Annotated in this window: 25 protein-coding genes and 2 pseudogenes; 2 read left to right on the top strand and 25 right to left on the bottom strand. The window is 40.5% G+C overall.

Annotated features, from left to right (window positions below; genetic code table 11):
- Window positions 1–25 precede the first annotated feature (25 nt).
- The 20 genes and pseudogenes from P5G49_RS10415 to cyoE all read right to left on the bottom strand — a co-directional run bounded on the left by P5G49_RS10415 (window position 26) and on the right by cyoE (window position 15,991).
- Window positions 26–3,196, bottom strand: coding sequence for an ATP-binding cassette domain-containing protein (locus tag P5G49_RS10415; protein ID WP_301243645.1), 3,171 nt, complete (start codon window positions 3,194–3,196; stop codon window positions 26–28).
- A gap of 119 nt (window positions 3,197–3,315) precedes the next feature.
- Window positions 3,316–3,717 carry an SRPBCC family protein gene (locus tag P5G49_RS10410; RefSeq protein WP_301243644.1) on the bottom strand — a complete coding sequence of 134 codons (402 nt, stop codon included), beginning with the start codon at window positions 3,715–3,717 and terminating at the stop codon, window positions 3,316–3,318.
- Window positions 3,714–4,043 carry an ArsR/SmtB family transcription factor gene (locus P5G49_RS10405; protein ID WP_301243643.1) on the bottom strand — a complete coding sequence of 110 codons (330 nt, stop codon included), beginning with the start codon at window positions 4,041–4,043 and terminating at the stop codon, window positions 3,714–3,716. The genes P5G49_RS10410 and P5G49_RS10405 overlap by 4 nt, the downstream gene beginning before the upstream one ends.
- A 139-nt stretch (window positions 4,044–4,182) precedes the next feature.
- Window positions 4,183–4,977: a PP2C family serine/threonine-protein phosphatase gene (locus P5G49_RS10400; RefSeq protein WP_301243642.1), complete on the bottom strand. Its 795-nt coding sequence runs from the start codon at window positions 4,975–4,977 to the stop codon at window positions 4,183–4,185.
- Window positions 4,970–5,425, bottom strand: coding sequence for an HIT family protein (locus P5G49_RS10395; protein ID WP_301243641.1), 456 nt, complete (start codon window positions 5,423–5,425; stop codon window positions 4,970–4,972). The genes P5G49_RS10400 and P5G49_RS10395 overlap by 8 nt, the downstream gene beginning before the upstream one ends.
- A gap of 3 nt (window positions 5,426–5,428) precedes the next feature.
- The gene (locus P5G49_RS10390) at window positions 5,429–5,887 is read right to left on the bottom strand and encodes an NUDIX hydrolase (RefSeq protein ID WP_301243640.1); all 459 of its coding nucleotides are present in this window, start codon (window positions 5,885–5,887) and stop codon (window positions 5,429–5,431) included.
- Between the two features lie 9 nt (window positions 5,888–5,896).
- Window positions 5,897–6,307: a VOC family protein gene (locus tag P5G49_RS10385; RefSeq protein ID WP_301243752.1), complete on the bottom strand. Its 411-nt coding sequence runs from the start codon at window positions 6,305–6,307 to the stop codon at window positions 5,897–5,899.
- A gap of 12 nt (window positions 6,308–6,319) precedes the next feature.
- Window positions 6,320–6,757: pseudogene (locus P5G49_RS10380) on the bottom strand (ASCH domain-containing protein); the annotation flags it as partial.
- 3 nt (window positions 6,758–6,760) lie between these two features.
- On the bottom strand, window positions 6,761–7,213 hold the full coding sequence (locus P5G49_RS10375; RefSeq protein ID WP_301243639.1) for an SRPBCC family protein: 453 nt from the start codon (window positions 7,211–7,213) through the stop codon (window positions 6,761–6,763).
- 24 nt (window positions 7,214–7,237) lie between these two features.
- Window positions 7,238–7,714 carry an NUDIX hydrolase gene (locus P5G49_RS10370; protein WP_301243638.1) on the bottom strand — a complete coding sequence of 159 codons (477 nt, stop codon included), beginning with the start codon at window positions 7,712–7,714 and terminating at the stop codon, window positions 7,238–7,240.
- Window positions 7,715–7,730: 16 nt separating this feature from the next.
- Window positions 7,731–8,861 (bottom strand): DNA polymerase III subunit beta, encoded by a 1,131-nt coding sequence (gene dnaN, locus P5G49_RS10365; RefSeq protein ID WP_301243637.1) that lies wholly within the window; start codon window positions 8,859–8,861, stop codon window positions 7,731–7,733.
- An 18-nt stretch (window positions 8,862–8,879) separates the two neighbouring features.
- Window positions 8,880–9,446 (bottom strand): nucleotidyltransferase family protein, encoded by a 567-nt coding sequence (locus P5G49_RS10360; protein WP_301243636.1) that lies wholly within the window; start codon window positions 9,444–9,446, stop codon window positions 8,880–8,882.
- 133 nt (window positions 9,447–9,579) lie between these two features.
- A complete protein-coding gene (locus P5G49_RS10355; RefSeq protein ID WP_301243635.1) occupies window positions 9,580–9,885 on the bottom strand; it encodes a DUF2087 domain-containing protein in 306 nt (101 codons plus the stop codon).
- A 5-nt stretch (window positions 9,886–9,890) separates the two neighbouring features.
- Window positions 9,891–10,445, bottom strand: coding sequence for a ribonuclease FAU-1 family protein (locus P5G49_RS10350; protein WP_301243634.1), 555 nt, complete (start codon window positions 10,443–10,445; stop codon window positions 9,891–9,893).
- Window positions 10,446–10,457: 12 nt separating this feature from the next.
- Window positions 10,458–10,997 (bottom strand): Rossmann-fold NAD(P)-binding domain-containing protein, encoded by a 540-nt coding sequence (locus P5G49_RS10345; RefSeq protein ID WP_301243633.1) that lies wholly within the window; start codon window positions 10,995–10,997, stop codon window positions 10,458–10,460.
- Window positions 10,994–12,709 carry a S9 family peptidase gene (locus tag P5G49_RS10340; RefSeq protein WP_301243632.1) on the bottom strand — a complete coding sequence of 572 codons (1,716 nt, stop codon included), beginning with the start codon at window positions 12,707–12,709 and terminating at the stop codon, window positions 10,994–10,996. Before P5G49_RS10340 ends, P5G49_RS10345 begins: the two co-directional genes overlap by 4 nt.
- Window positions 12,710–12,723: 14 nt before the next feature.
- Window positions 12,724–13,269 carry an NUDIX hydrolase gene (locus P5G49_RS10335; protein ID WP_301243631.1) on the bottom strand — a complete coding sequence of 182 codons (546 nt, stop codon included), beginning with the start codon at window positions 13,267–13,269 and terminating at the stop codon, window positions 12,724–12,726.
- 120 nt (window positions 13,270–13,389) lie between these two features.
- Entirely contained in the window at window positions 13,390–13,839 is a 450-nt protein-coding gene (locus tag P5G49_RS10330) for a GNAT family N-acetyltransferase (protein ID WP_301243630.1), read from the bottom strand.
- Window positions 13,840–14,198: 359 nt separating this feature from the next.
- Window positions 14,199–14,849, bottom strand: a complete 651-nt coding sequence (locus P5G49_RS10325) for an SIMPL domain-containing protein (protein WP_301243629.1) — start codon at window positions 14,847–14,849, stop codon at window positions 14,199–14,201.
- A gap of 203 nt (window positions 14,850–15,052) precedes the next feature.
- Window positions 15,053–15,991 carry a heme o synthase gene (gene cyoE, locus P5G49_RS10320; RefSeq protein WP_301243628.1) on the bottom strand — a complete coding sequence of 313 codons (939 nt, stop codon included), beginning with the start codon at window positions 15,989–15,991 and terminating at the stop codon, window positions 15,053–15,055.
- Between the two features lie 215 nt (window positions 15,992–16,206).
- On the opposite strand from cyoE, the gene P5G49_RS10315 reads away from it, so the two are divergent.
- Window positions 16,207–16,632 carry a YusW family protein gene (locus tag P5G49_RS10315; RefSeq protein ID WP_301243627.1) on the top strand — a complete coding sequence of 142 codons (426 nt, stop codon included), beginning with the start codon at window positions 16,207–16,209 and terminating at the stop codon, window positions 16,630–16,632.
- A gap of 116 nt (window positions 16,633–16,748) precedes the next feature.
- On the top strand, window positions 16,749–17,585 hold the full coding sequence (ypfJ, locus tag P5G49_RS10310; protein WP_301243626.1) for a KPN_02809 family neutral zinc metallopeptidase: 837 nt from the start codon (window positions 16,749–16,751) through the stop codon (window positions 17,583–17,585).
- Window positions 17,586–17,687: 102 nt separating this feature from the next.
- Here the strand turns inward: ypfJ and P5G49_RS17560 are convergent, their stop codons facing one another.
- The 5 genes and pseudogenes from P5G49_RS17560 to P5G49_RS10290 all read right to left on the bottom strand — a co-directional run bounded on the left by P5G49_RS17560 (window position 17,688) and on the right by P5G49_RS10290 (window position 21,456).
- Complete coding sequence (locus tag P5G49_RS17560; RefSeq protein WP_435877211.1) at window positions 17,688–18,179, bottom strand: methyl-accepting chemotaxis protein; 492 nt, start codon at window positions 18,177–18,179, stop codon at window positions 17,688–17,690.
- 45 nt (window positions 18,180–18,224) lie between these two features.
- Window positions 18,225–18,593, bottom strand: a pseudogene (locus P5G49_RS17555) (PAS domain-containing protein); the annotation flags it as partial.
- 20 nt (window positions 18,594–18,613) lie between these two features.
- The gene (gene nadX / locus P5G49_RS10300; protein WP_301243624.1) at window positions 18,614–19,414 is read right to left on the bottom strand and encodes an aspartate dehydrogenase; all 801 of its coding nucleotides are present in this window, start codon (window positions 19,412–19,414) and stop codon (window positions 18,614–18,616) included.
- Window positions 19,415–19,429: 15 nt separating this feature from the next.
- Window positions 19,430–20,431 (bottom strand): YcjF family protein, encoded by a 1,002-nt coding sequence (locus tag P5G49_RS10295; protein WP_301243623.1) that lies wholly within the window; start codon window positions 20,429–20,431, stop codon window positions 19,430–19,432.
- 119 nt (window positions 20,432–20,550) lie between these two features.
- Window positions 20,551–21,456 (bottom strand): aminoglycoside phosphotransferase family protein, encoded by a 906-nt coding sequence (locus P5G49_RS10290; RefSeq protein WP_301243622.1) that lies wholly within the window; start codon window positions 21,454–21,456, stop codon window positions 20,551–20,553.
- Window positions 21,457–21,458: the final 2 nt, after the last annotated feature.

The raw sequence follows: 21,458 nt of genomic DNA, 5'->3' as shown, positions 1-21,458 counted from the left end.
TGGGGCATCATTTTTTGTATTCAAATCAATCATTTATTTCCAGACATTCATAAATTGCCATCATATCCCGTTTATTCAATTCACGGATACGATTAAAGATTGGAATGTCCGCCACTGCATCGGTATATAAGTTTTTATCAATGACATCACTCACTTTTCCAGTCAGCCATGTTTGTACGTGTACGTCTTCTACGGCTTCCTTCAGACCTTCGTCATTAATGCCCGTCGCATTACAACTTACACATGGAATCGTTAGTTTGAATACGCCATCATGTAAATTATCTTCGGATATCACTTTTTTACCTTTACAGAATGGGCACGGATTAGCCTTCCTGATTTTATTAATTTGAGTGATTAATTTTTTGTAACCAAATGCTTCGTATACATATGTTAGTTTTTTGTATTTTCCATTCGTAAAATACTTATCAATGATTGTTTCCCTTGTTTCCTCAACATTTTGGAAATCACAAATCGTCACTTGATTTTTATTACTGATGGATTCGATATTACCTTTAATTGTATCCCAGAAAGGCAAGGCATTTTGCAAGACTATTTCATATCCCGTAAAGCTTGCCTGCTCCAATTCAAACATTTTCAGTGCGACCTGTGTTTCCCGTGGCAGTAAAGAGACATCTTCCGTCAACTCCATATCGCCTTCGATAATCGATTTCAATCGAACAAGCTTAGGCAAGTCGCCAATAATTTTCATTACTTCGTCCACCGGCTTCTTTATTAACTCACGAATATCGGTGTCTCCGAATTTCAATGGTTTATGGTGGTTTAACACTGTTCCCTCACAAATTGGACAGGTAATCTTATCTTTTGAAGCTTTCATTTGCTCTTTAATGATTGATTTTGACACAACCATATACATGCCAAGAATTGTATTAAAGCCTACCCACGTCCTACGCGCTTTACCTTCTTTATCATAAAATGACTTTTCAAAATACCCATACCAAAACGTATGCTTTTCTTCATCGGTCATATTATTATAGCTTTTTGACAGGTCCTGCCCTAATTCATTCTTAATTTCTTCAAATAGAAATTTCAGCTTATCGTGTTTATAATACTTCAATACTTCCATCACGTCAGGATGAAGCATACCATCCCAGAATGGAACATCTTTGTTTTGAATGACAAGCTCTTTGTCAAAAACTTCAATCTCAAGACGGCCTGAGCATGATGGACAATGATTGTCTTTATTGTAGAAATCAAAGCTTTTCGTATCCTTATTCGTCGGATGCGCCGCCACAATGTGATTGATCAACCCGCCAATTTCATAGAGAAAACTGTATTGGCTATACAAATGTCTTTCAAGGTCAATCGCAATGACAGGAGCAATTATGTCAGATTCGTATTCACCGTAAATCAAACGAGCCATTGAAGATAAACTTTTCAAGATACCGCCTTTATAGATATTCTCTGCGTTTTTAAAGTAGTCGATATGATTTTCTTCCAAGTAGCGGACACCTTTTTGTTGTTTGAGTGCAGATGAAATTGGTGCCGGCATCTCAACATTTTCCATGTTTTTATTCCTGTAATAGTCGTCATGACTGACAATCTCCAAATTGGTGACAGGCTCTTCCTTTCGCTTTCCGAAATCGACGATGAAATCAGAGCTTTCCATCATATACTCATTATGTTCAATCATGACGATTGAAACCGTTTCATCTTCCAATATTAGCCTAATACTATCGATGAATTGGTTTAAAATGTTTTGGGATAAACCTTTAGATGGCTCATCGAAAATAAATAGCGTGTGTGGTTTTCTCGTGCTTGCAAACAGCTCCGAAACTAAATGGACACATTGGAATTCACCAGTCGATAACGTCTGTGTTTTTCTCTCCAACGTCAAATAACCGAGTCCGAGTTTGATTAAGAGGCTCAAACGTTTGTGAGCGATATCTCCTTCTGGTAATTCATCAATGATATCTTCAATCGATCGCTCAAAAATATAATCAATTTCATCACTGTATTTGTTCAGTTTCTGTTTAATATCGAGAAAAGTTGCAACGGTTGACCGGCTTGTAATTGATTGGTTGCGATCCTGACCTACCATAACCAATTTATCTTTAGGGTAGCGCTTGAGGTAGTCTTCCGCCACACATTCATTGATGAGCGTAGATTTCCCGCAGCCTGACTCACCGGTAATCGTCACAAGTCTGTTTTTCGGAATTTGAAATTCGGCCATTTGGATATTGCGGCAATAAAGGTCTTTAAATTGATAGAATTCTGACGGCATCTCTTCATTTCTTTCCTGGTAAACAGGCTTCGGACGCGGCGATTTCTCCACGATTTTACCACCATATTTCCCGCTGCCGGGTCCGAAGAATAATTGATCATCAGTTGTGTCTAAGACAGTGTCGGAATGATCGATGAGCCAAATTTGATTTTTACAGCCTAATTGTTTAATCTGCTCTAAGATCTTCAATAACGTTTGGCGATCGAGACCGACTGAAATTTCATCAATGATAATGGAAGTATTTTCGCTAGTTGCCATGAATTCCGCCAAGTAAAGGCGTGTCAATTCCCCACCTGACAACGTACCCATAATCCGATTTAACGTTAAGTAACCGATATTCATATTAATAATATTTTGGAGGATATGTTGTTTTGCTTCACTTATATGTAATTCTTCAGCCTCAGAGAGGATCACTTCAACACTCAAGTTATTAATATCGGAAATAGAATGAGGTTTACCAAATAATTCAATTGTATATTGCTCAACTTCTGGATTATAGCGTTTACCTCCACACGATTTACATTCAACATTGCTTGTACTGCCACGTCCTTTACATTTCGGACACCAACCTAACTCATTATTAAATGAAAACACTTCTGGAGAAAGTTTGAATTTCTCGGCAATTCCTGCACGAATTTCTGTAAAAACACCCGTATGCGTGCCAATTGTCGACCGGGGGTTAGAAGAAATGGATGATCTCCCCAAGAAAAGCACTAAAGGCATTTCTTCCATTTTAATGGCACTGAAATTGGTTTCCATAATATTGGGGAATAAATATTGATAGTCCGCCTTTGGTAATAAGGAAACGAGACGCTTCTTCGATTCCTCGCCGATTGTTTGACAGAAAGTCGTCTTTCCAGATCCGGACAGACCAGCTATACCCAACGATTTATCCTCCGGAAGCTTTGCATCCAATCTTTTAATATTGTTGGCGATCAATTGATTTATTTTCATTGTGGCATCCTCTCCCTTTGACACTAATATTGCCTATTGTCTATGACTTCCAATCCATAGGTTCAATAAAAATGACGCTTTCCTATGCTTTGGAAAGCGCCCTATAATCGAATAAGTTTTTACTCTTCCTCTAATACTTTTGTAAGTTGCGCGGACATATTTGTCCAACCATATTGTGCACCTTTCAGACCGTCTTCAGTATGGATTCCAGTTTGGTCAAGATGGAGATTTGTGTTCCCATCAGGTGTTTCTGTCAATGTCCAAGTGACAACATGCTCTTCTCCGCCGCTCGCCCAAGTGTAAGAAATCTTATTCGGCTCATCCACTTCCAAGACTTCACCCGTTACGATTCCATCCCACCATTCACTTGGCTCTGCGCGGAAAGTAAATTTGTAGCCTACGACAGCTTTAAAATCGTTTTTCCAAATCCACTTTTCAAGCATGCCCGATTCTGTTAGGGCTTGCCACACTTTATCGATTGATTTGTTGTACTGAAAATCCATAGTTAGAGCTAAACTCATTCTTCTTCCTCCTCTAATAGTTGTTTTAGGTGTGACAGCCTTACACTCCAGAATTTGTTGTAGAACGCTACCCAATCTTGAATTTCTTTGAGTGGTGCTGCGTTCAACTTAAATCGTGTTTCCCTGCCAACTCTCCTGCTCGTTACGAGTCCTGCCTCTTTAAGGATGGTCAAATGTTTTGACACTGCAGTACGACCCATTTCGAAATGACGTGTTAGTTCGTTGAGAGGCGACTCTTCAACATCAGCCAACAATTGAAGCAATTTTCTGCGCGTTGGATCCGCAACTGCTTCATACACATCCCTCGTAGGCCTTGTCTCGTTCACGATCACTCCCCCTTGATCTTTCAAAGACGACACTAAAAGGTGTCCTATTCGAAATTAATAATACGACACCTTTCAGTGACATGTCAAGTATGCCCTTGATGTGTTTTATTATTCTCTGGCCAATCTGCTAAAGGACAATTCACTCAAAATCACTTGGAATACTACCCTGTTTCGATATGTCCATGCTCCAAGCAATCATCGTCGTACTGTCTCTTACATTATTCTTTATGATTTTATCAAGAATAACAGAAAAGATGACGTCAGGTTCTCCACTTGTTAGTATATCTGCTAAATCGACAGGGTTTATGAAGGGTTCTCCTGGGCATTCAAGCAAACCATCTGTCGTCATAAAGATACGATTTGTCCCTTTTCTTAATTCGCGAATACCGGACGTATAGCACGGAATGGATTTATCAAATGTATTCACTTTACCAATCCACTCATAGAATTGCCTTTGATTCAACTGAAATTGGTCTAATGCAATAAAATCCTGATGAAAAACATAAACTACGCAATCTCCGACGGAAAACCACCAAAGATAATTCTCTTTTCGGATACAGATCAGACAAGCTGTCTCACCTTTAATGCTTTTGCAATTGTCGAGAAACTCAACACTTTGGAAGATTTTTAGAAGCTTGTTTTCCACAGAACGAAATTGTGGAGGTCCGGACTTGTTCAGTACACTAATAAGGTCTTGTTTGTATTCCTCTAATATACGGACTACAAGCTCTGCACTTTCGGCACTATAATGCGCATCGAGAACTGCGGCTAACTCCCAATCTTCACCGACCCAAATGACACATCCATCTTCATTCTTATATTGACCTGCCGATGAGTTGCCACCATAGAGCCCAACAGTTACGTTACCTATTGATTGTACAAAGGGTTGATCGATGTAATGACAGTCACTTCCTACCCAAGTAAAACTATTCATGGTTATGTGTTTCCAAATAGGTTTTTATTCGTAAACAAAGTTCCATCACTTCTTTTTTTCCACCTACCGGGGCGCCGGTCCAGCCATGGACGGACATCGGTCCCCAATATTCTTTTGGAGTTCCTACATACCGTGGCACTAAATGCATATGCAAATGTGGAACTGAGTTTCCTGAAACGAGCGAATAGATATGTTCTGCATTTTCACTATCCATCAAAGCTCTGCTCACCCTTGCCGTAATGCTTCCAAAGGCCATTGCTTCACGTTTGTTCATATCACCAAGTGTTGGTGCGTGCCTTTTGAGATCAATCATTAGGTGACCTAAATACGTAGGTTCGCCGTTATTATCGATATGACCAACATAGACAAATTCATCATCGTAGATGGTGATGCCATCTGTCTGAATTTTCCCCTGATGCTTATCGCAGATGAAACAAGATTCTTTCATGACTCATTTCCCCCTATGGTTTTGAATATAGTCAGTGAGAATCGGCAATTCTGGCGGGCTTATGTTGCTTGGCAAATCGTCAATCGAAAAGAATTCCAAAGACGATACTTCATTCTTATCCGCCATTAATTCTCCGTTATAATTTTTACAAATGAAAGTGGCTACAACGTTATACACTTCATCACCATGTGGATAGCGATAATATAGTTCCTTTCCTGAATAAACATTAAATAATGATAGTTCGTTTGCAATTAGATTTGTTTCCTCATGTAGCTCCCGCATTGCCACGTCTTCCAAGGATTCGCCAAGTTCCATGGAACCTCCGGGTAACCCCCAGCAGTTATTATCCGTTCGCAGTTGTAAGAGGATTCGACTCTTTGAATCTAATACCATTACACTTGCACCTACCATAATTATCGGCCGTGAACCAACTAATTTTCTTAATTCTTTTATATACCCCATGATGTACCCCTAATTTCTATATTTATTAAATGAAGGACTTAATTCGCTCCAAACATCAAACCGATTTCCGTCCAAGTCCGAAAACACAAAATTGATACCTGCATGTCCCCGTTTTTCAATCTCTCCAAGCTTCACGCCACGTTCGATTAAATCTTCACGTAGCATTTTTATAGCTTCTTCCCCATTGACTTCAAATGTAAGAGAAAAGCGTTCATTCCCATAGGCATCCCAAAAGTTAGCAGTCTCATTTTCTTTCGCGTTTACAAGGAAGAAACTTTGGTTAGCCAAATTTAGAATCGCCTTGTCTTCGTCTTGATAAGTTAATTCTGCATCTAACTTTTCTACATACCACTCAGCAGCCTCTTCAACATTGGATACAGGAAGATATGTAGTGCCAACCCTTAATAATTTGGGATTCATTCGCTCTTCACTTTGTTTCACATCAACCAATTCAAAACGCTCGCAGACAAGTAACATATCTTCGGTGAACTCTAAACCAAACTTGTCCAGTTCTCGTTTGAAATAGCGTTCATGAATCTCCTTCCAATTCCGATAAGATCCATCACCTTCCGCCAAAGCAAACTCCTCTGTCACTTCATTCATCGGTGTAACAGAAACATCTACCGTTTTAATGATTGCGACTGGCTCATTTTGGCTATTTAGGATAATGCTGTACTCGTCAATTACTGGAATCGGTTCATTCTCCAGACCAAATAAAACATGCGCTGAACAGGTCGCCGTCTTTCTTCCTTCTATAACCGCTTGCGCTAACTCATCCACCGCTTCACCGAACATCCAGGCACTGACATTTGCTGGACGTTCTTTCTCTCCCCAAAATTGTTCCCAATAATCCTTTGCGGCTTGATTCATGATTTACGCCCCCTTATTTTCTGCAACCTTTTTCACTCGCTGTACAAAATCGACAACTACTTTCTCATTGGAAAATAGCAAAAAGATTTTTACAAACCATTTCAACGGTCTGTTTGTTGTAGTATAAATAAATTTAGTTTTTTCATTATCCATCTTAATAAGGTCATAATTAGCTGTTATTTCAAACATCCCTCCAAGAGTAAAACCAACTTTCAACTTTTTTTCATTCGGAAAATCTAAATAGTCGAGTGTTTCGACCTCATACTCCATGACCCGCTTGCCTTCTTTATACTTTTGCAAATGTATACTCCCAACCATTCCCTCAGTAATGGTGACAGGTTCATTTGAAACAACTTGTGGCATGATCTTTTGCATGTCGTCCAATGATCCATTTAAGAGCTTCCAAACTTGTTCGATTGGCGCCTCAATCTCAATTTCCTTCGTCCATTGTTTCATCCACATAGCCCCATTTCCTGAAAACTATTTAACCGTACTCAAAAACTTGTAATGCTTCGAGAGGAATTCATCCAATATATTTCTATGACTTTTAACAATATTCCTCGGCAACTCATGGGGTTGAAAGTATTTAAATGTAATTGACTCAGCATGATCTACAATAAGATCCCCTATTGCATTTTCCGCATAATAGGCGGTTGTTACGACATAAAACTCATCCCCATTTGCCGCTCGAATGAAATGCTCTGGGCCGGAATAAACATTGATCAATGTCAATTCATCCACCTGTAGCCGCGTTTCTTCAAAGAGTTCACGCCTTGCGACATCTTCCGTTGACTCCCCTAACTCCATCAATCCGCCCGGAATTCCCCATGCCCCCTCTGGAAACTTCCTTTGCTGCAACAAAATACTACCCTCTGCATCAACGACAATAACAACAGAACCTACAAAAATCAGTGGCCGGTGCCCAACCAACTTGCGCAATTCTTCAATATAGCCCATTTCCAATCCCCCTTTATTAAGTTCGCAACGGTGAAATTAGCTGCACGTAAGATGTCTCGGTTTCAGGCCTAATGACCGCCGGTTTCATAACTCCGCAAAAACTAATTGTCACCTGTTCTTCCTGAATCCCTTTTAACGCATCGAGAAAGAGCCGGCCATCGAAGGTCATGTCAATAACGGGTACTCCATCCACTTTGCTAATTCTTTGTTGTTCTTCGATCATTCCGATTCCTGCTGATTTTGTTGTTATTTTTAAAACGGTATTTTCGATTAAAGTAAAATGAACATTATTATGCTTCCATTCCTCGGAGAAAACACAAGCCCGGTCAATCCCTGCTATTAAGGATTGTGTATTCATCGTTATCTTTGTAACAAAGTCGGTTGGAATCAATGATTGGGTGTTCGGGTAGTTCCCTTCAATCAATACAGAATACAAGATCGTATTTTCTGTAGAAAACACAATCAGGTTATTCGCTATGGAAATTTGTATTGTAGCTGATCCCGATTCCTTCAATTGGAGTAGTTCCAGCAAGCTTTTACTTGGCACGATAACTGAATGATCCCTTTCATTGAAAGTGATTTGAGTCTCTTTACGTGATAAGCGATGAGAATCTGTTGCAGTACAAATAAGCTTGTTCTTTACAAACTCCATCTTCACGCCAGTAAGCACCGGTTTTGCTTCACTTTTAGAAACAGCAAATACTACTTGTTTTATCACTTCTTTTAATGAAGTAAAATTGAGCGTAACTGTTTGAAGAATTTTAACCTCGGGTAGTTTTGGATAATCGACGGCAGCTATTCCATTCATTTTCGTTACAATATCACCGGACTTGATGAGGACCAATTGTATACCGTCAGACGATATCTCAATGTCATCAGGCAATTTTTTCAGGAGATTTATAAAATGCTTTGATAATACAACAACGCTTCCAGTTTCGTATATTTCAATGACTGCCTCCCCATTTATCTGTCGAGGTATTTTCTTTTCAATGAATACTTCTGAATTTCCACCGGTTAGCACAACGCTGTCTTTCGTTGCTTCGATTTTAATCCCAGACAGGATCGGGAGCAGACTTTTAGTCGAAGATATTTTATACAATTCGGAAACGATTTCTGTAAAAAACGAATTCTTTATAGTGAATTTCAAGGATTGCCCCCCTTACTACTATTCATTTTGTAAAACTTCAACCTTTTGCCAAACCGACTTCCAGTTTTTCTTATAAACTCGTTGACGATAATATTCTAACCTTACTTCTGTTTCACAAAAGTAAGGTGTTGGTCTTACGTTAAAGTTGACCACATCCTGTACTCCATGCGGAGCAGTCAACACAATCTTTCCTTCATCAAGTTTCACGCCTAACGCAGTAGCTGTTTCAGGAAATTTGGCTATTGCTTCAGTGGAAGACAAATAAGGACAGTCGTTGTTCACAGTATGCATTCTTGCTTGATTTTTTACAGACCATGGAATTGTAGGATGATTCAGCATTAGTATATTTTCATAACTTTTTTCTATTTTTTCATCCACGTTAGATGGATCAAAATAAATTACGTCGATATCCGGCAAAGGAGTTCTCTCATCAAACTCATGAAGCACATCCCAAATTTTTGATCTCACGAAGCCTGCACACACCCACCAATCCGGCAAATTCAAAAACTGCGAACTCCTTAAAATATCCATCATCCACTCGTCTTCAGAAATCAAGCGGATGACATCCTCCTCGTTATGAATCATAATTTCACTACCTTTTTATCATTTCAATTTCCTCTATACCTCTTCATTTCCTCCCGTACTGTTTTACCTTTGGCAACGTAGTCTCGAAATGTATAGTTTCTGTTTTTCTAATCAGCTTGAACTGATTTCGCATTTATCTAACTTCCTTATTTCCAACCCAATACTCCATCCCATCATCACTGCGATTCATGAAACCATAGTCTATGAAAAAACGTCGGATGGTTGCAAAATCAGGATATATCTCTATTAAAATTTCATTTATCTCTTTTTCTTTGTACATTTTTCCTACTTCAAACCGTTTGATTATTTCTTGGGCAATAACAAACTTCCTTTTTTCTTTACTTGGAAAAGTATCAAGCGGACCATCCAATCCTTTCCTAAAATAATTTTTCAATACTTTCTCTCTTTCTGTTTCTGTTACGTGGAATCGTTCTTCCATTTAATTCATTCCTTTATAGTTATGTTCTTGGCTAATTCCGCGAAATGCACATTGGCCAATTCAAGGAGGTCAAATCGCCTATCTTCAATCAATGTTTTTAGCTTCCTATTTTCCAACCATGCTTGGTCATAATCATGTTTCGTTATGATTTCTTTATTAAGCGCATCTTCAAGTTCATCTTCATCTTTCTCAATCAGTTCTCCTGTAGGCAGGACAATTAGATCCAAAAACAAATCATCCATCCACGGACCGTTCGTTTCACAATAGCCATTTTGCTTACAAATGTCGATATACCATTGGACAACTTGATTTTCATCATTAAAAACGGTTGTAACCGAATAATGTTCATCATCTGGAAAATGTTGCAGCCAACTATACCCTTTGGCAGCGATACAAGTATTTTTTTTACCATACATTTTGAATAAAGGCTCACTCACTTCATTCATACGGAAAAGGCTCACATGACCTGTGAATTGTGCAGTTTCATAATACTTTTCCACATAACTTTTCTTTAATATCCGTTTCCAGTCATATCTGCTCCCATACTTTCTCTTTAACATGTATTTTCGCCCCTAACTCGGTCTTTCGCTATATGGGTGAAGTTGCCCGATTATCCTCTCGGCCTTCTTATTCACAATCTGTTCAATGACCCCGCCAGCGATTTCATCATTTGTCAGCCATCTTGAAGTTCCTCCCTCTTTCACAAACCCAAGGAATACTTTCTCATATTCACAATTGACTGGGATTGGAATTTCTTCATCTTCAAAATATCGACGGCTCCCTTTCACATGAATCAGACGGAACGAAGTAGCTTGAGCATTCATTTCACAAATTTGTTCTAACGCACGATAATTAGGTGTCCAGCTCACGACTATCTTAAATGGATCCCGTTCCGCAATCGCTTTTTCAACTTCTGAAAAAAGTGCATGTGAATCGTAGTCAACTTGGATGGGGAAAATAGTGTCGGGTGGACTCCCTGCTATCAATCGTTCGAACTTCATCTCTGTCCTACCAATAACCGAAACCAAAAAACCTTCTCTTGCCAAAAACTTCGATACACCTGCAAGCATGCCTGTTCCACCGATTACAAGCGCATGGTTATTATTCTTCATTTACTCGCCTCCTCTGTTGGATACGTCACATGTGTCCCATCCAAAAAAGACAGTAATTCCTCGAAAAGTTCTTTCCGATGATTTTTCAACCCATGTGCCCCATCCTCGTAAATGATTAATTCACATCGGCTTCCCTTTTCTTCAATCTTCTGTTGTATTGTTAGAACCTCTTCATTCGTTGAGGTTGTGTCTTGCCCGCCATGTAAAATCAGGAGCGGTCTTTGAATAAAACCTGTTTGAAGTAACGGATTACGTTTCATCATCGCTTCCTGTTTTTCAACGGGATCACTTGGGAATGCCCGCGGAAGATGATAGCCTAAATGCTCGAGGGATGTTACCGCCCATAATGCGGCTCCCCTATCAAATGGCTGTTCACTATGTGCCATGGATAGGAATGTAAGGAATCCACCATAGCTATACCCGACAATAGCTAATGGACGATTGGCATTTCGTTTTTTCCAATCTTTCGCACAGGAGATGATGTCTTCCACATCACCTTTTCCATATAGACCTTTATTTGCGTTTTGATATTCCTGTCCAAATCCCGCGCAGCCACGATAAGCAGGCATGATGACTTCATAGCCTTCATTAAATAATTTCATCAAGATTGGGTCATCGTCATCGAGTTGTTCACCTGGACCACCAATTACGAATAAAACGCCTAAGTCTTTCGCGGTTTCAGGTTTGAAATGATGAACCGGAATATGGAGGCCATCATAGGAAACCACTTTATATTCTTCCTTTTCCGACAGGTTTTGAACAATATCCTTTATAATTAACTCAAACTCCCCGTCCATAAGATCAAGTTGATAAACTGAGGATGCTTCATTGCAAATATAAACCTTTGTTTCATCGGGATTCAGGACTGCTGCCGGTCCTCTCTGGGTTGGTGCAATCGATATAGCATCAGGCAAATGAAACCTTTCCTCGATTCGTCCATCGATCATTGAAGTAACAACGATTTCGTGCTTACAGAGGACAAGGACATTTTCCTCTCGTTGAAAGAAAACGCCTCCTTGAAGATCAGGAAAAGAAATTGTTGTTTGGATGGAATTGGACCTTACATTATAGATTTGCAAGCAGCTATCATCCCCAGATAGTTCACTTACAATGATATACTTCGAATCCCCACTCCAACATCCCCTGTCAATTTCAATTTCAGTGTCGTTCCGTTGTGGCAGTTGAACAAGCCTCCCATCCGTTACGTCAAGCAGCATCGCCCTTCTTGGCATATTTGGCTCATCCAAATGGTGCCTCGTAAATACTATGTATTGTCCGCACGGAGAAATTTGCGGGAAACGATCAATGCACCGATTGCAATTTGTATGTTGAGTTAACTCCCCACTATTCATGTTGAGTGTATAAATATCCGGGGGTGTCTGTGAATCTATATAACTGCTGAAACAGAGTGTGGACCCATCGGCTGACCATACACCAAAACCCGAATGCATCCCTTCCGCATCAACAAGTGGGGTTATCGTTCCATCTACCAAGCTCATTGAATAGATTTTCCCATCCATGCAGCCAAAAGCGATTTCTTTACCTGTTGGTGAAATCCTTGGACTGAGAGGCACATATCTCCCACTCGTTGAAAACCGGATTTGCCCAGTGTCAATGTCAACTACCTCAAGCATATTTGATCCTTCCGGTGTTTCCTTGAATAGGACAATCGTGTTTGTGTCCTCATGAATATCGAGATCTTTGAACATCATAATCTCCCGCTTTCCTAAGAATTCGATAGAAAGTTTTTCGCCAAATAATACGCTGTAACTGAAAATAACTGTGTGATTTCCTTCTCTTGAATCATTTCCTCGAATCTTTCAAATGGATAATGCACAACTTCTACTCGTTCTGTTTCATCCAATTGCTGCTCATATGCATGGTAGGCATCTTTGATTAAAAAGGTAACTACTTTATTCGTCTGTGTAGCAGGGTTCACCATGAATTCACCTAATAAAATTGGTTTCGTATTGGAAATGAATCCTGTTTCTTCACGGACCTCCCGTACGATCGCTTCTTCATATGTCTCCCCTTCCTCAATTTTCCCAGCTGGCACTTCCAAATAAAAATCCTGACCCGGATGGCGGTATTGCCTGACAAGAATGATTTGCTCATCCACCGTCAGCACAACCGCATTCACCCAATCCGCATACTCATTCACATAATAATCTTCAATCACCGTCCCATCCGACATTTCACATGTATCTTTCCTCAAATTCCCGAAGGGTGATTTATACTTGTATTCGCTGTTTAACACCTTCCATTTTCCCAACTTCTTTCCCTCCATTCTTAATCCAATTCAGCAACATCATATTGAATAAACACGGCGCAGCAACCGGATATCCATGTCAGATATCCGGCACAAAGAATGCCTCACCGCGTTCACTCCTTGTCATCGAAACCGTAGAATATGGGTCGTTTCGGAGGCTGAATCATCGAACTCAAATCCACATGCACGATAAAACGCATCTGCTTTCGCCGAATCGGTTCGTACGGTGATTTCTTTGAATTGGTTCTTTGCATAGTCGACGATTTCCTGTTGCAACAAAGTCCCGACTCCTTGGCGTCGCACCTTTTCCAATACGTAAAATCTTCGAAGGCGGGCGATTCCTGCATCTTGCGCAAAAGGCGATTCGTTGATGCCACCGATTGCAACAACTTCCCCTTCTTCACTAACTACACAAAAAAGCGCCTCGCCAGGTTTCGAAAATGTGTTTGTACCATCTTCAAATTCAGAGACCAATCGAGTAACAAAACGATATCCTTCCTTCTCACTTTCCTGAACCAACTTTCCAATATCCAATGCGTTTAAGTCATTTACTCGTTCAACGAAATACCTCATCTACTTTCCCCCTTAGTTGTGACTGCACTATCTAATTAACTTCCACAAGGACAGCAATAAAACCTGCTTATTTTTAGTTTTGTCTAATTAATGCCTAACTAATAAAATCGGGGAAACTTTGAGGATTTGCGGGGAGACTTTATGCAATTGCGGGGACACTTGCCATCGTTGAGGGCACACTTACTTAGTTTGCGGGGACACCCGGGCGTTGAGGGGACACTTTGGAGATTTGCGGGGAGACTTTATGCGATTGAGGGGACACTTTCCGCCGGTGAGACACTTCAACAGTAGAATCACAAAAACGCCGTCACTCAGGACGGCGTTTAGAGGCTCAAAATTTTTGATTCTATTTCATCGCATCAATATTCATATTGCACTCTAATCGTTGACCGGATACTAATTTGCCCGCCTTCAATTGGAGTTCCGCTAACAGCCATGTTAACCGACATGAATGCGACGGGGGGCTCTTCACCGCCTGTTAGCTCAGTTACATTTATCGGCTCTGGATCGATTTGCAGATGAAGCGTGTTCGCAATTGTACGCGCCTTCACTTGTGCATCCTGCAAAGCTTTTACGATTGCTGCCTGTTTATGTGGTTCAGCATTTTCCACAGAGAACTGTACATTTGAAACTCGATTCGCTCCACTTGCAACTGCTGTGTCAATAACTGTTCCGACTTGTTGTATATCCGAAAGCGTCACCGCAATTGCATTTGTCACTTCATAGCCCCTAAAAATTTGTTCTCCATCAATATAATCATACCTTGGAAAAATGGAGTAAGACACGGTTTGGATATTTTCTCTCGGTATACCTAATTGGTATAGGGCTTGTATCACCTGATTCATTAATGCCGCGTTTTCTTGCTGCGCTTCATGCAATTCTACATTGTGGGTATTGATCTCCAATTGAATTTTTGCAATGTCTGGCACGACTGCAACTTCACCATTTCCAATGACCGTTATCAGACGGGATGATTGCTTCACTTGTGGACGGATATATGGATAATACAAAGGTAACCCCCTCTCATTGATTTTTTATATTTCATTTCAATGTATGCCTAACCTGGTCAGAAAATTAAAGAAGCCCCGACATTTTCAGTCAAAGGCTTCCACAATTTTAACTATAATATTTTACTGAAAAACGCTTTTGTTCTTTCATTCTTAGGATTTGAAAAAATTTCATCCGGCGTTCCTTCTTCTATCAATAAGCCATGTCATCCATTAAAAATCGGCAATGTAACAGCAACCATTAATAAGAAAAGAATCGCTATATAATTTACCGAGTAAAGGAACATTACATAGGCCCATTTATCATCATCTTTCGTGAAGAAGCCACGGATGGAAATCACTAAGAAACCAATATTCAATACCGTCGCAAGGGCGATGAACACCATTCCAAGTGAACTTAAGTAAAATGGCAAAGGCAATAAACAAGCGATATATACGAACATTTGCCGCTTTGTCATTTTGAACCCGCGAACAACAGGTAGCATAGCTACATTAGCAGCTTTATATTCATCGTACTTTCGCATTGCAATAGCGAATGTATGTGGCATTTGCCATATGAACAGAATGATAAAGAGCATCACAGGAACAATATGGTAAGCGGGAGCAATTGCCGCCCATCCGATCATCGGGGTTACTGCTCCAGATACGCTGCCAATTACGGTGTTCAATGTGTACTTTCGTTTTGTCCACATTGTATACATAATTACATACGTGAACCATCCAATGAAGCCATATATAGCAGCTTCCATTGTAGTGAACATAAGCATAGCCATTCCAATTGCGGACATGGAAATCCCGATTGAAAGGACGGTTTTTAATGAAATATTGCCAGTAACTGTAGGACGTTGTTGTGTTCTTTTCATCACAGTATCGATATCCACGTCATACCAGTTATTTAAGACAAGGGCCCCACCCATTAAAATCGTACTACCGATAATGGTCAGCCAGAATAATTTACTATTTGCAAGAAGGGATCCCCCCGTAAAATGCAGTGCAAGCCAAAATCCAACGAATACTGGCAAGGCATTGGCAAGTAAGACAGGACCTTTGAATAGCGATTTCAAATCGGTGATAATTGAACCCGCCTTTTCTTTATCAATAGTTGTTGTATTTTCATTGTATGGAATTTCAATTTCTTTCGTCATCAACTTATCCTCCTTAGAGGTATTCCGAGGTTATACCATCATTATCATACCATTTCGTTCCCTGTAATATAAACATTTTCGGACTTTTTTTCAGGGAATCCCCTTTCTTTATCTGCAGTTCGTCACAATTTATTCAAATGTAATACTTTGTATATCACTACGAATTGCAGGTTATGTTATGGGTAATGCAGTATTTGGAAAGGGTGTATGGCTGAATGAAAAAAATGGTTTTCTTCATTATTCTAATACAATTATTACTTATCGCCACCGCCTGTAGCGACCAAAACATTATCCCAAAAGATAAAGCAAAGAATGTGGTCGATACATACGGAATTAAAACCTTCTCAGTCACCATCGAGACGAAAGAACAAAAAGAAGCACTTAAAGCAAGTTTCACTGAAAAGAAAGACCGTTCTGAAGCGGAGTATTCAAATAAAAAGGATGAAGTCAACCTTCATGGTGAAAAGGCGCTAAAAAAAATCATTGAGGCATTTGAAAAGCTTGACCCTGATCCCGAAGCCGATGAAGTTGAATTGATCAAGAAAACGGCAGAAGCATTCGATTTCAAGGATTTCCAAATGATCCGATTGGAGGTCATCTTCAAAGGATATGATAGTAAGGAAATCATGTTTTCTAAATAGAGGTGAGACATCGTCGGCTGATGTGGCTACGATGTCTTATTTTATTTTCTGTTCAATTTAACATTGATGAAAAAGGGTAAAGGATAGACAAGTTTTGTTTTAAGGAGGCGTTTTTCTTGGAATGGAAAGGCAGAAGAGGTAGTAAGAATATAGAGGATCGAAGGGGAATGGGAGGAAAAACCCTTGTTGGTGGTGGAATCGGCAGTATTGTTGTTCTTCTTATTGTAATGTTTCTTGGAGGTGACCAAGGCGATATCCTAAATAATCTTACAACCTCCCCCACAAATACTGAATATGTAGAGACTGCGGAAGACAAGGAATTGGCTGATTTTGTTTCGGTTGTGCTTGCAGATACCGAGGAAGTATGGACAGAAATTTTTAAACAAGAAGGAATGGAATATCGTGAACCAATCCTTGTCCTTTATACAGGAAGTGTGCAGTCTGCTTGCGGTATGGCGGGTGCAGCGGTTGGTCCATTTTATTGTCCAGGTGACGAAAAGTTATATATTGACCTGAGTTTCTATGACGAACTTCAGTCGCAATTCAACGCTCCAGGTGATTTTGCAATGGCTTATGTCATCGCACATGAAGTCGGGCATCATGTACAGAAATTATTAGGGATTAGTGAGGAAATGGCCAAAATCCGCTCTCGTGTAAGTGAGGAAGAATACAATAAGTACTCAGTCCGCTTGGAACTGCAAGCCGATTATCTGGCCGGTGTCTGGGCACATCATGCGCAAGGAATGGGCGTTCTTGAGGAAGGCGATTTAGACGAGGCGTTGAACGCGGCAAGTGCGGTCGGTGACGATACAATCCAGAAGCGGGCCCGGGGGTATGTTGTGCCAGAAAGTTTCACGCACGGTACATCTGAACAGAGGAAGAGATGGTTTTACCGGGGATTTAAAGCGGGAAATCTTGAGAATGGCGATACGTTTAGTGCGAAGGAACTTTGAGTGGACGAGCGTTTCCACAGATAAACGAGCGCATGTATAAATGAGAACAGGTGAAGGACATTTGTTCATTTGAACATTTTTCCTTCACCTGTTTATCAGCTTCTAAACAACGCTCGATACAATCTTCGACTGCTTGTCTAACTCTGATGCCGATGAAGCGATCGCAAGGAAATCTTCCATCGCCACTTCAATTCGTTGTTGGCAATGGTCAACATTTTCCTCGGCCAGCGTTGTCCCTCTCGAGATGTTTTCGATTTCAGCGGTAATCGCTTCTACCCCTTCTCGCACTTCGACTATGGATTCTTCCACTTTAGCGGACAATTTCCTTACTTCCTTTGCGACAACATCGAACCCGCGCCCATGCTCGCCCGCCCTCGCTGCTTCAATCGCCGCATTCAACGCGAGCAAATTCGTTTGCGCCGCGATTTCCCTGATCGTTTTCACGATATATTGGATACTCTCAACATGAGTTTCCAAATTCCCCAATGTATTTGTATTGTTACGGGATATATCAGCAATATCTTCGATAAGAGCCAGCAATTCCTTACTTCGCACAATCCCGATATCCGCCCGCTCGGTCAGGCCTTCCGCCATTTGACGCAACTCTTCAACTACGGCTGTGATTGAGGTTTGCCTCTGCGTAATATTTGAAGCGACTTTTGAAATGCCGATCACCCTACCGCCTTTGGAACTGAAGACAGGCATATACGTTGCTTCCAGCCAGACTTTATTACCTTTTTTGTCCTTCCGCACGACCTTCTCTTGTTTGCTCAGCCCAAGCTTCAATTCATTCCAAAACTTTTCATATTCCCTGCTGTTCGCATGATCTTCGAAACATAAATCCCTATGGGAAACTCCAATCATCTCGTCTTTCGTATAGCCCATCGCATTCGCAAAGATATCATTGACGTATGCAATTTTATGATCCAGGTCAAACCGGATAATTGCGAGATTCTGTTCCAGCGATTTCACTACATGATCATCTGTAACTTGTTCTATTTGTCTCATATCGTTCCCCCCATTTGCTTTCACGTACCTATCGCCACTGAATTTTCCAAGTTAGCAAGTGCAGCTAATATACTTGCCCCCGTAATATAACTTGTCTTCGGGTTATCCGGCGACGGGTTGTTTTTTATCATCATGGCAAATTCCCCGAACGCTCCAACCACTTCTATATGATGGATATTTTGTGTAACGGATGGATCTGCAATAATCCGGACACTTGTCCTTTCCATTCCAATTCCGGCTAATGAAAGGACGATAGCGACATTGGCGTTCTTTGGGAACAGTTTAATCGCATCCAGCGCAGAGCCTTCAAATAAAATCTTCTTTTCTGTAATAATTTCATCTGAAAGCGAATTTGCGGGCTTTCTTGTCGTCAATGTAACGGACTCAACCCCGCCGGCAAATTTAGCCGCTTTCAATGCATCCAATCCGCCAATTGCACCTGATGGCAGATAAACCCGATGGCCGCTTTCCTGTGCGCTCACATTTAAAAGATCGGCAAACGCGGAATCGGCATATGCTCCGATGCTGATTAACATTAGGTCTTTCTTTTTAATGACTTCAAGGGCGTACAACTTTGCCGTATCAATAGTGGCACATTCTACTACAATATCAATATCCGTTTGTAAAAAGGTATGAATATCTTGGAATACTTTACAATCGTATTTTTCCGCAAGCACAGGAAGTTCATCTTTTGCTTTTTCCCGTTCATCCAACATAGCAATGATTTTGCAGTTTGGAAGAAGTTTTTCAATGTTTATTTTCCGTAAAAGAAACAATCCTAAATTGCCTTTTCCGATTAGACCAATCCTGATTGGAATCAATCCTTTCGTTACTCCTTATTTTTTGGAGGCTTTTTTGAGAAACATTTGGTAGATTGGTTTTAATGATTTCGGCGTTAACTCGATATCGTTTTCATATGCATATTTCACGGCATGTCCAAGTGCAATTGTCATCCCACCGGCCACGCTTGCACCGGCGATCATTCCAGCGCCAGGAACAACTTTAATGATTTGCCTAAAGACAGTTTTGCCGATATTGCCTACGATTGTTGCGATGATCAGTTCCTTGGCCTTGTCTTTCGTTATCTTTTTGCCATAAAGTGTCGACAGCTTCAACATCAGGCTTACTTGCAAAGCAGTTAATGGTACAAAATCCGAGCCAGGAATCGGTACCGCACCGATAGTCGCTGCTGAAGCCCCTGCCCCTAATATCCAACGATTTGCTATCGCTGATTTGTCGGCCATATTAGCCGCCATTAAAATGTCTTTTTTTTTCGTTTCGAGCAAATCAAGCACTTCTTTTTGAAGCGTGCTGACGTTTTCACCTGTGCGTGATGAGATGGGAGTGACAGGATAGTTGTAATCCGTATGTTCCTCGACATATTTCACCAAACTCGGTATATCATCTGCAGCATCTATTTTATTCAACACAAGGATTATATCTTTATTCACCTTAGCGATTTTCTTCAGGGATTTAAGTTCCGTCTCTGACAAAACAGTGCCAGCCGCGTTCAAGAAGAATAAAATCAGATCAGCCTGTTTGTAAAACTTCATTGTTTCGGCAGAATGCTCGGTATATATATCATCCAATCCCGGTGTATCGACGAAAATTATTTTGTCCTTAAAGATGAATTTCCTGATTTCAATTGTTTCACCGGGCTTCGCACCGACCTGCGCCACTTCCGCCCCCATGAGCCTATTGATGGTAGATGATTTACCCGCATTGACGTCACCTATCATTGCAATAAGGATTTCACTTTCTAATTGCTCGTTTATTTCGGAAGATTTCTCATCAAATATCCTATCGAACTCTTCATTCGACATCCATTGCTGTTTCACTCGGATCACCTTCTCACTTTTTTAATAGCTGCCTATTATACGGATAGTATTTGGTTAAGTTTCAGTTCATTAATCATTACCCCAGTATGACAGTGCTGAAAAGTAAGAGGGGAAGGTGTCTATGCATTTAATAATTCATCAAACCATAAAACGCATTGATGCGTATTTTTCCACTCGGGATCTTTATCCTCAACACCCCAACAAGCATATAGAGTTGCCAAGCCAACTGCTGCTTTCAATAACTTTTCACGATTCAGTTTCAATTGGTCACAAATTAGTTCTACTCGCAGCTTTAACAGTTCCCTTGGATTGGGTTTATTCAGCAGATGATTGATCATGAATGAAACAAGGTCAAAGTGCGCATCGCCACCTACTCCTTTCGGGTCAATTGCCAACCAACCCCGTTCAGTGGAGTAAAGGATATTTTCATGATGCAAATCACCATGCAATAATTGAATGTCCGTTGAAGTTTGCATAATCTCTTTAATATAAGCTTCAGCCATTTCAATATGTTCATTCGGAATAGGACCATCATTTGCCGGATACATGCTACGGTATCTCCCGAAAGCAGTGGCCCAATTTGTTATCGTCGGAAATTCACCAGTTTCCGGCAGTGGTCGTCGAATCGCTTGCCATACATCGCAGAACGTTTGGATAACTTCACGTTCATTTTCCATATCAGAAAGCATTTGTCCAGGTTGCAACTTTTCAAGCAGCATAGCCCCATTTTCAGTATCCGCTTGAATCACTCTAACACAACCTACGCCGTCGTATAGTTCCACAGTCCTTACTTCATTTTGAAAATCAAAACCGGGTAGTCCCATTTTCAGTATGTACGGTTCATTATTTTTGTCAGTGACGTTGTTGACATAGTTATAGGAAAGGTTTGCCACAGGATCTCCAAGAGTCAGATCCCACTTTTTTGCAATTTCATTTGTTCTAACTTCCAATAATTCAAGCCATTTTTCACCTTGGATACCAAAGCAGTTTATTAATTTTTCATGAAATGAATGGGGTATGTCCATTT

The organism is Sporosarcina highlanderae (assembly GCF_030433715.1).
Lineage (GTDB): Bacteria > Bacillota > Bacilli > Bacillales_A > Planococcaceae > Sporosarcina > Sporosarcina highlanderae.
The sequence above is the reverse complement of the archived record's forward strand: the minus strand, read 5'-3'. Positions and strand labels throughout refer to the sequence as shown.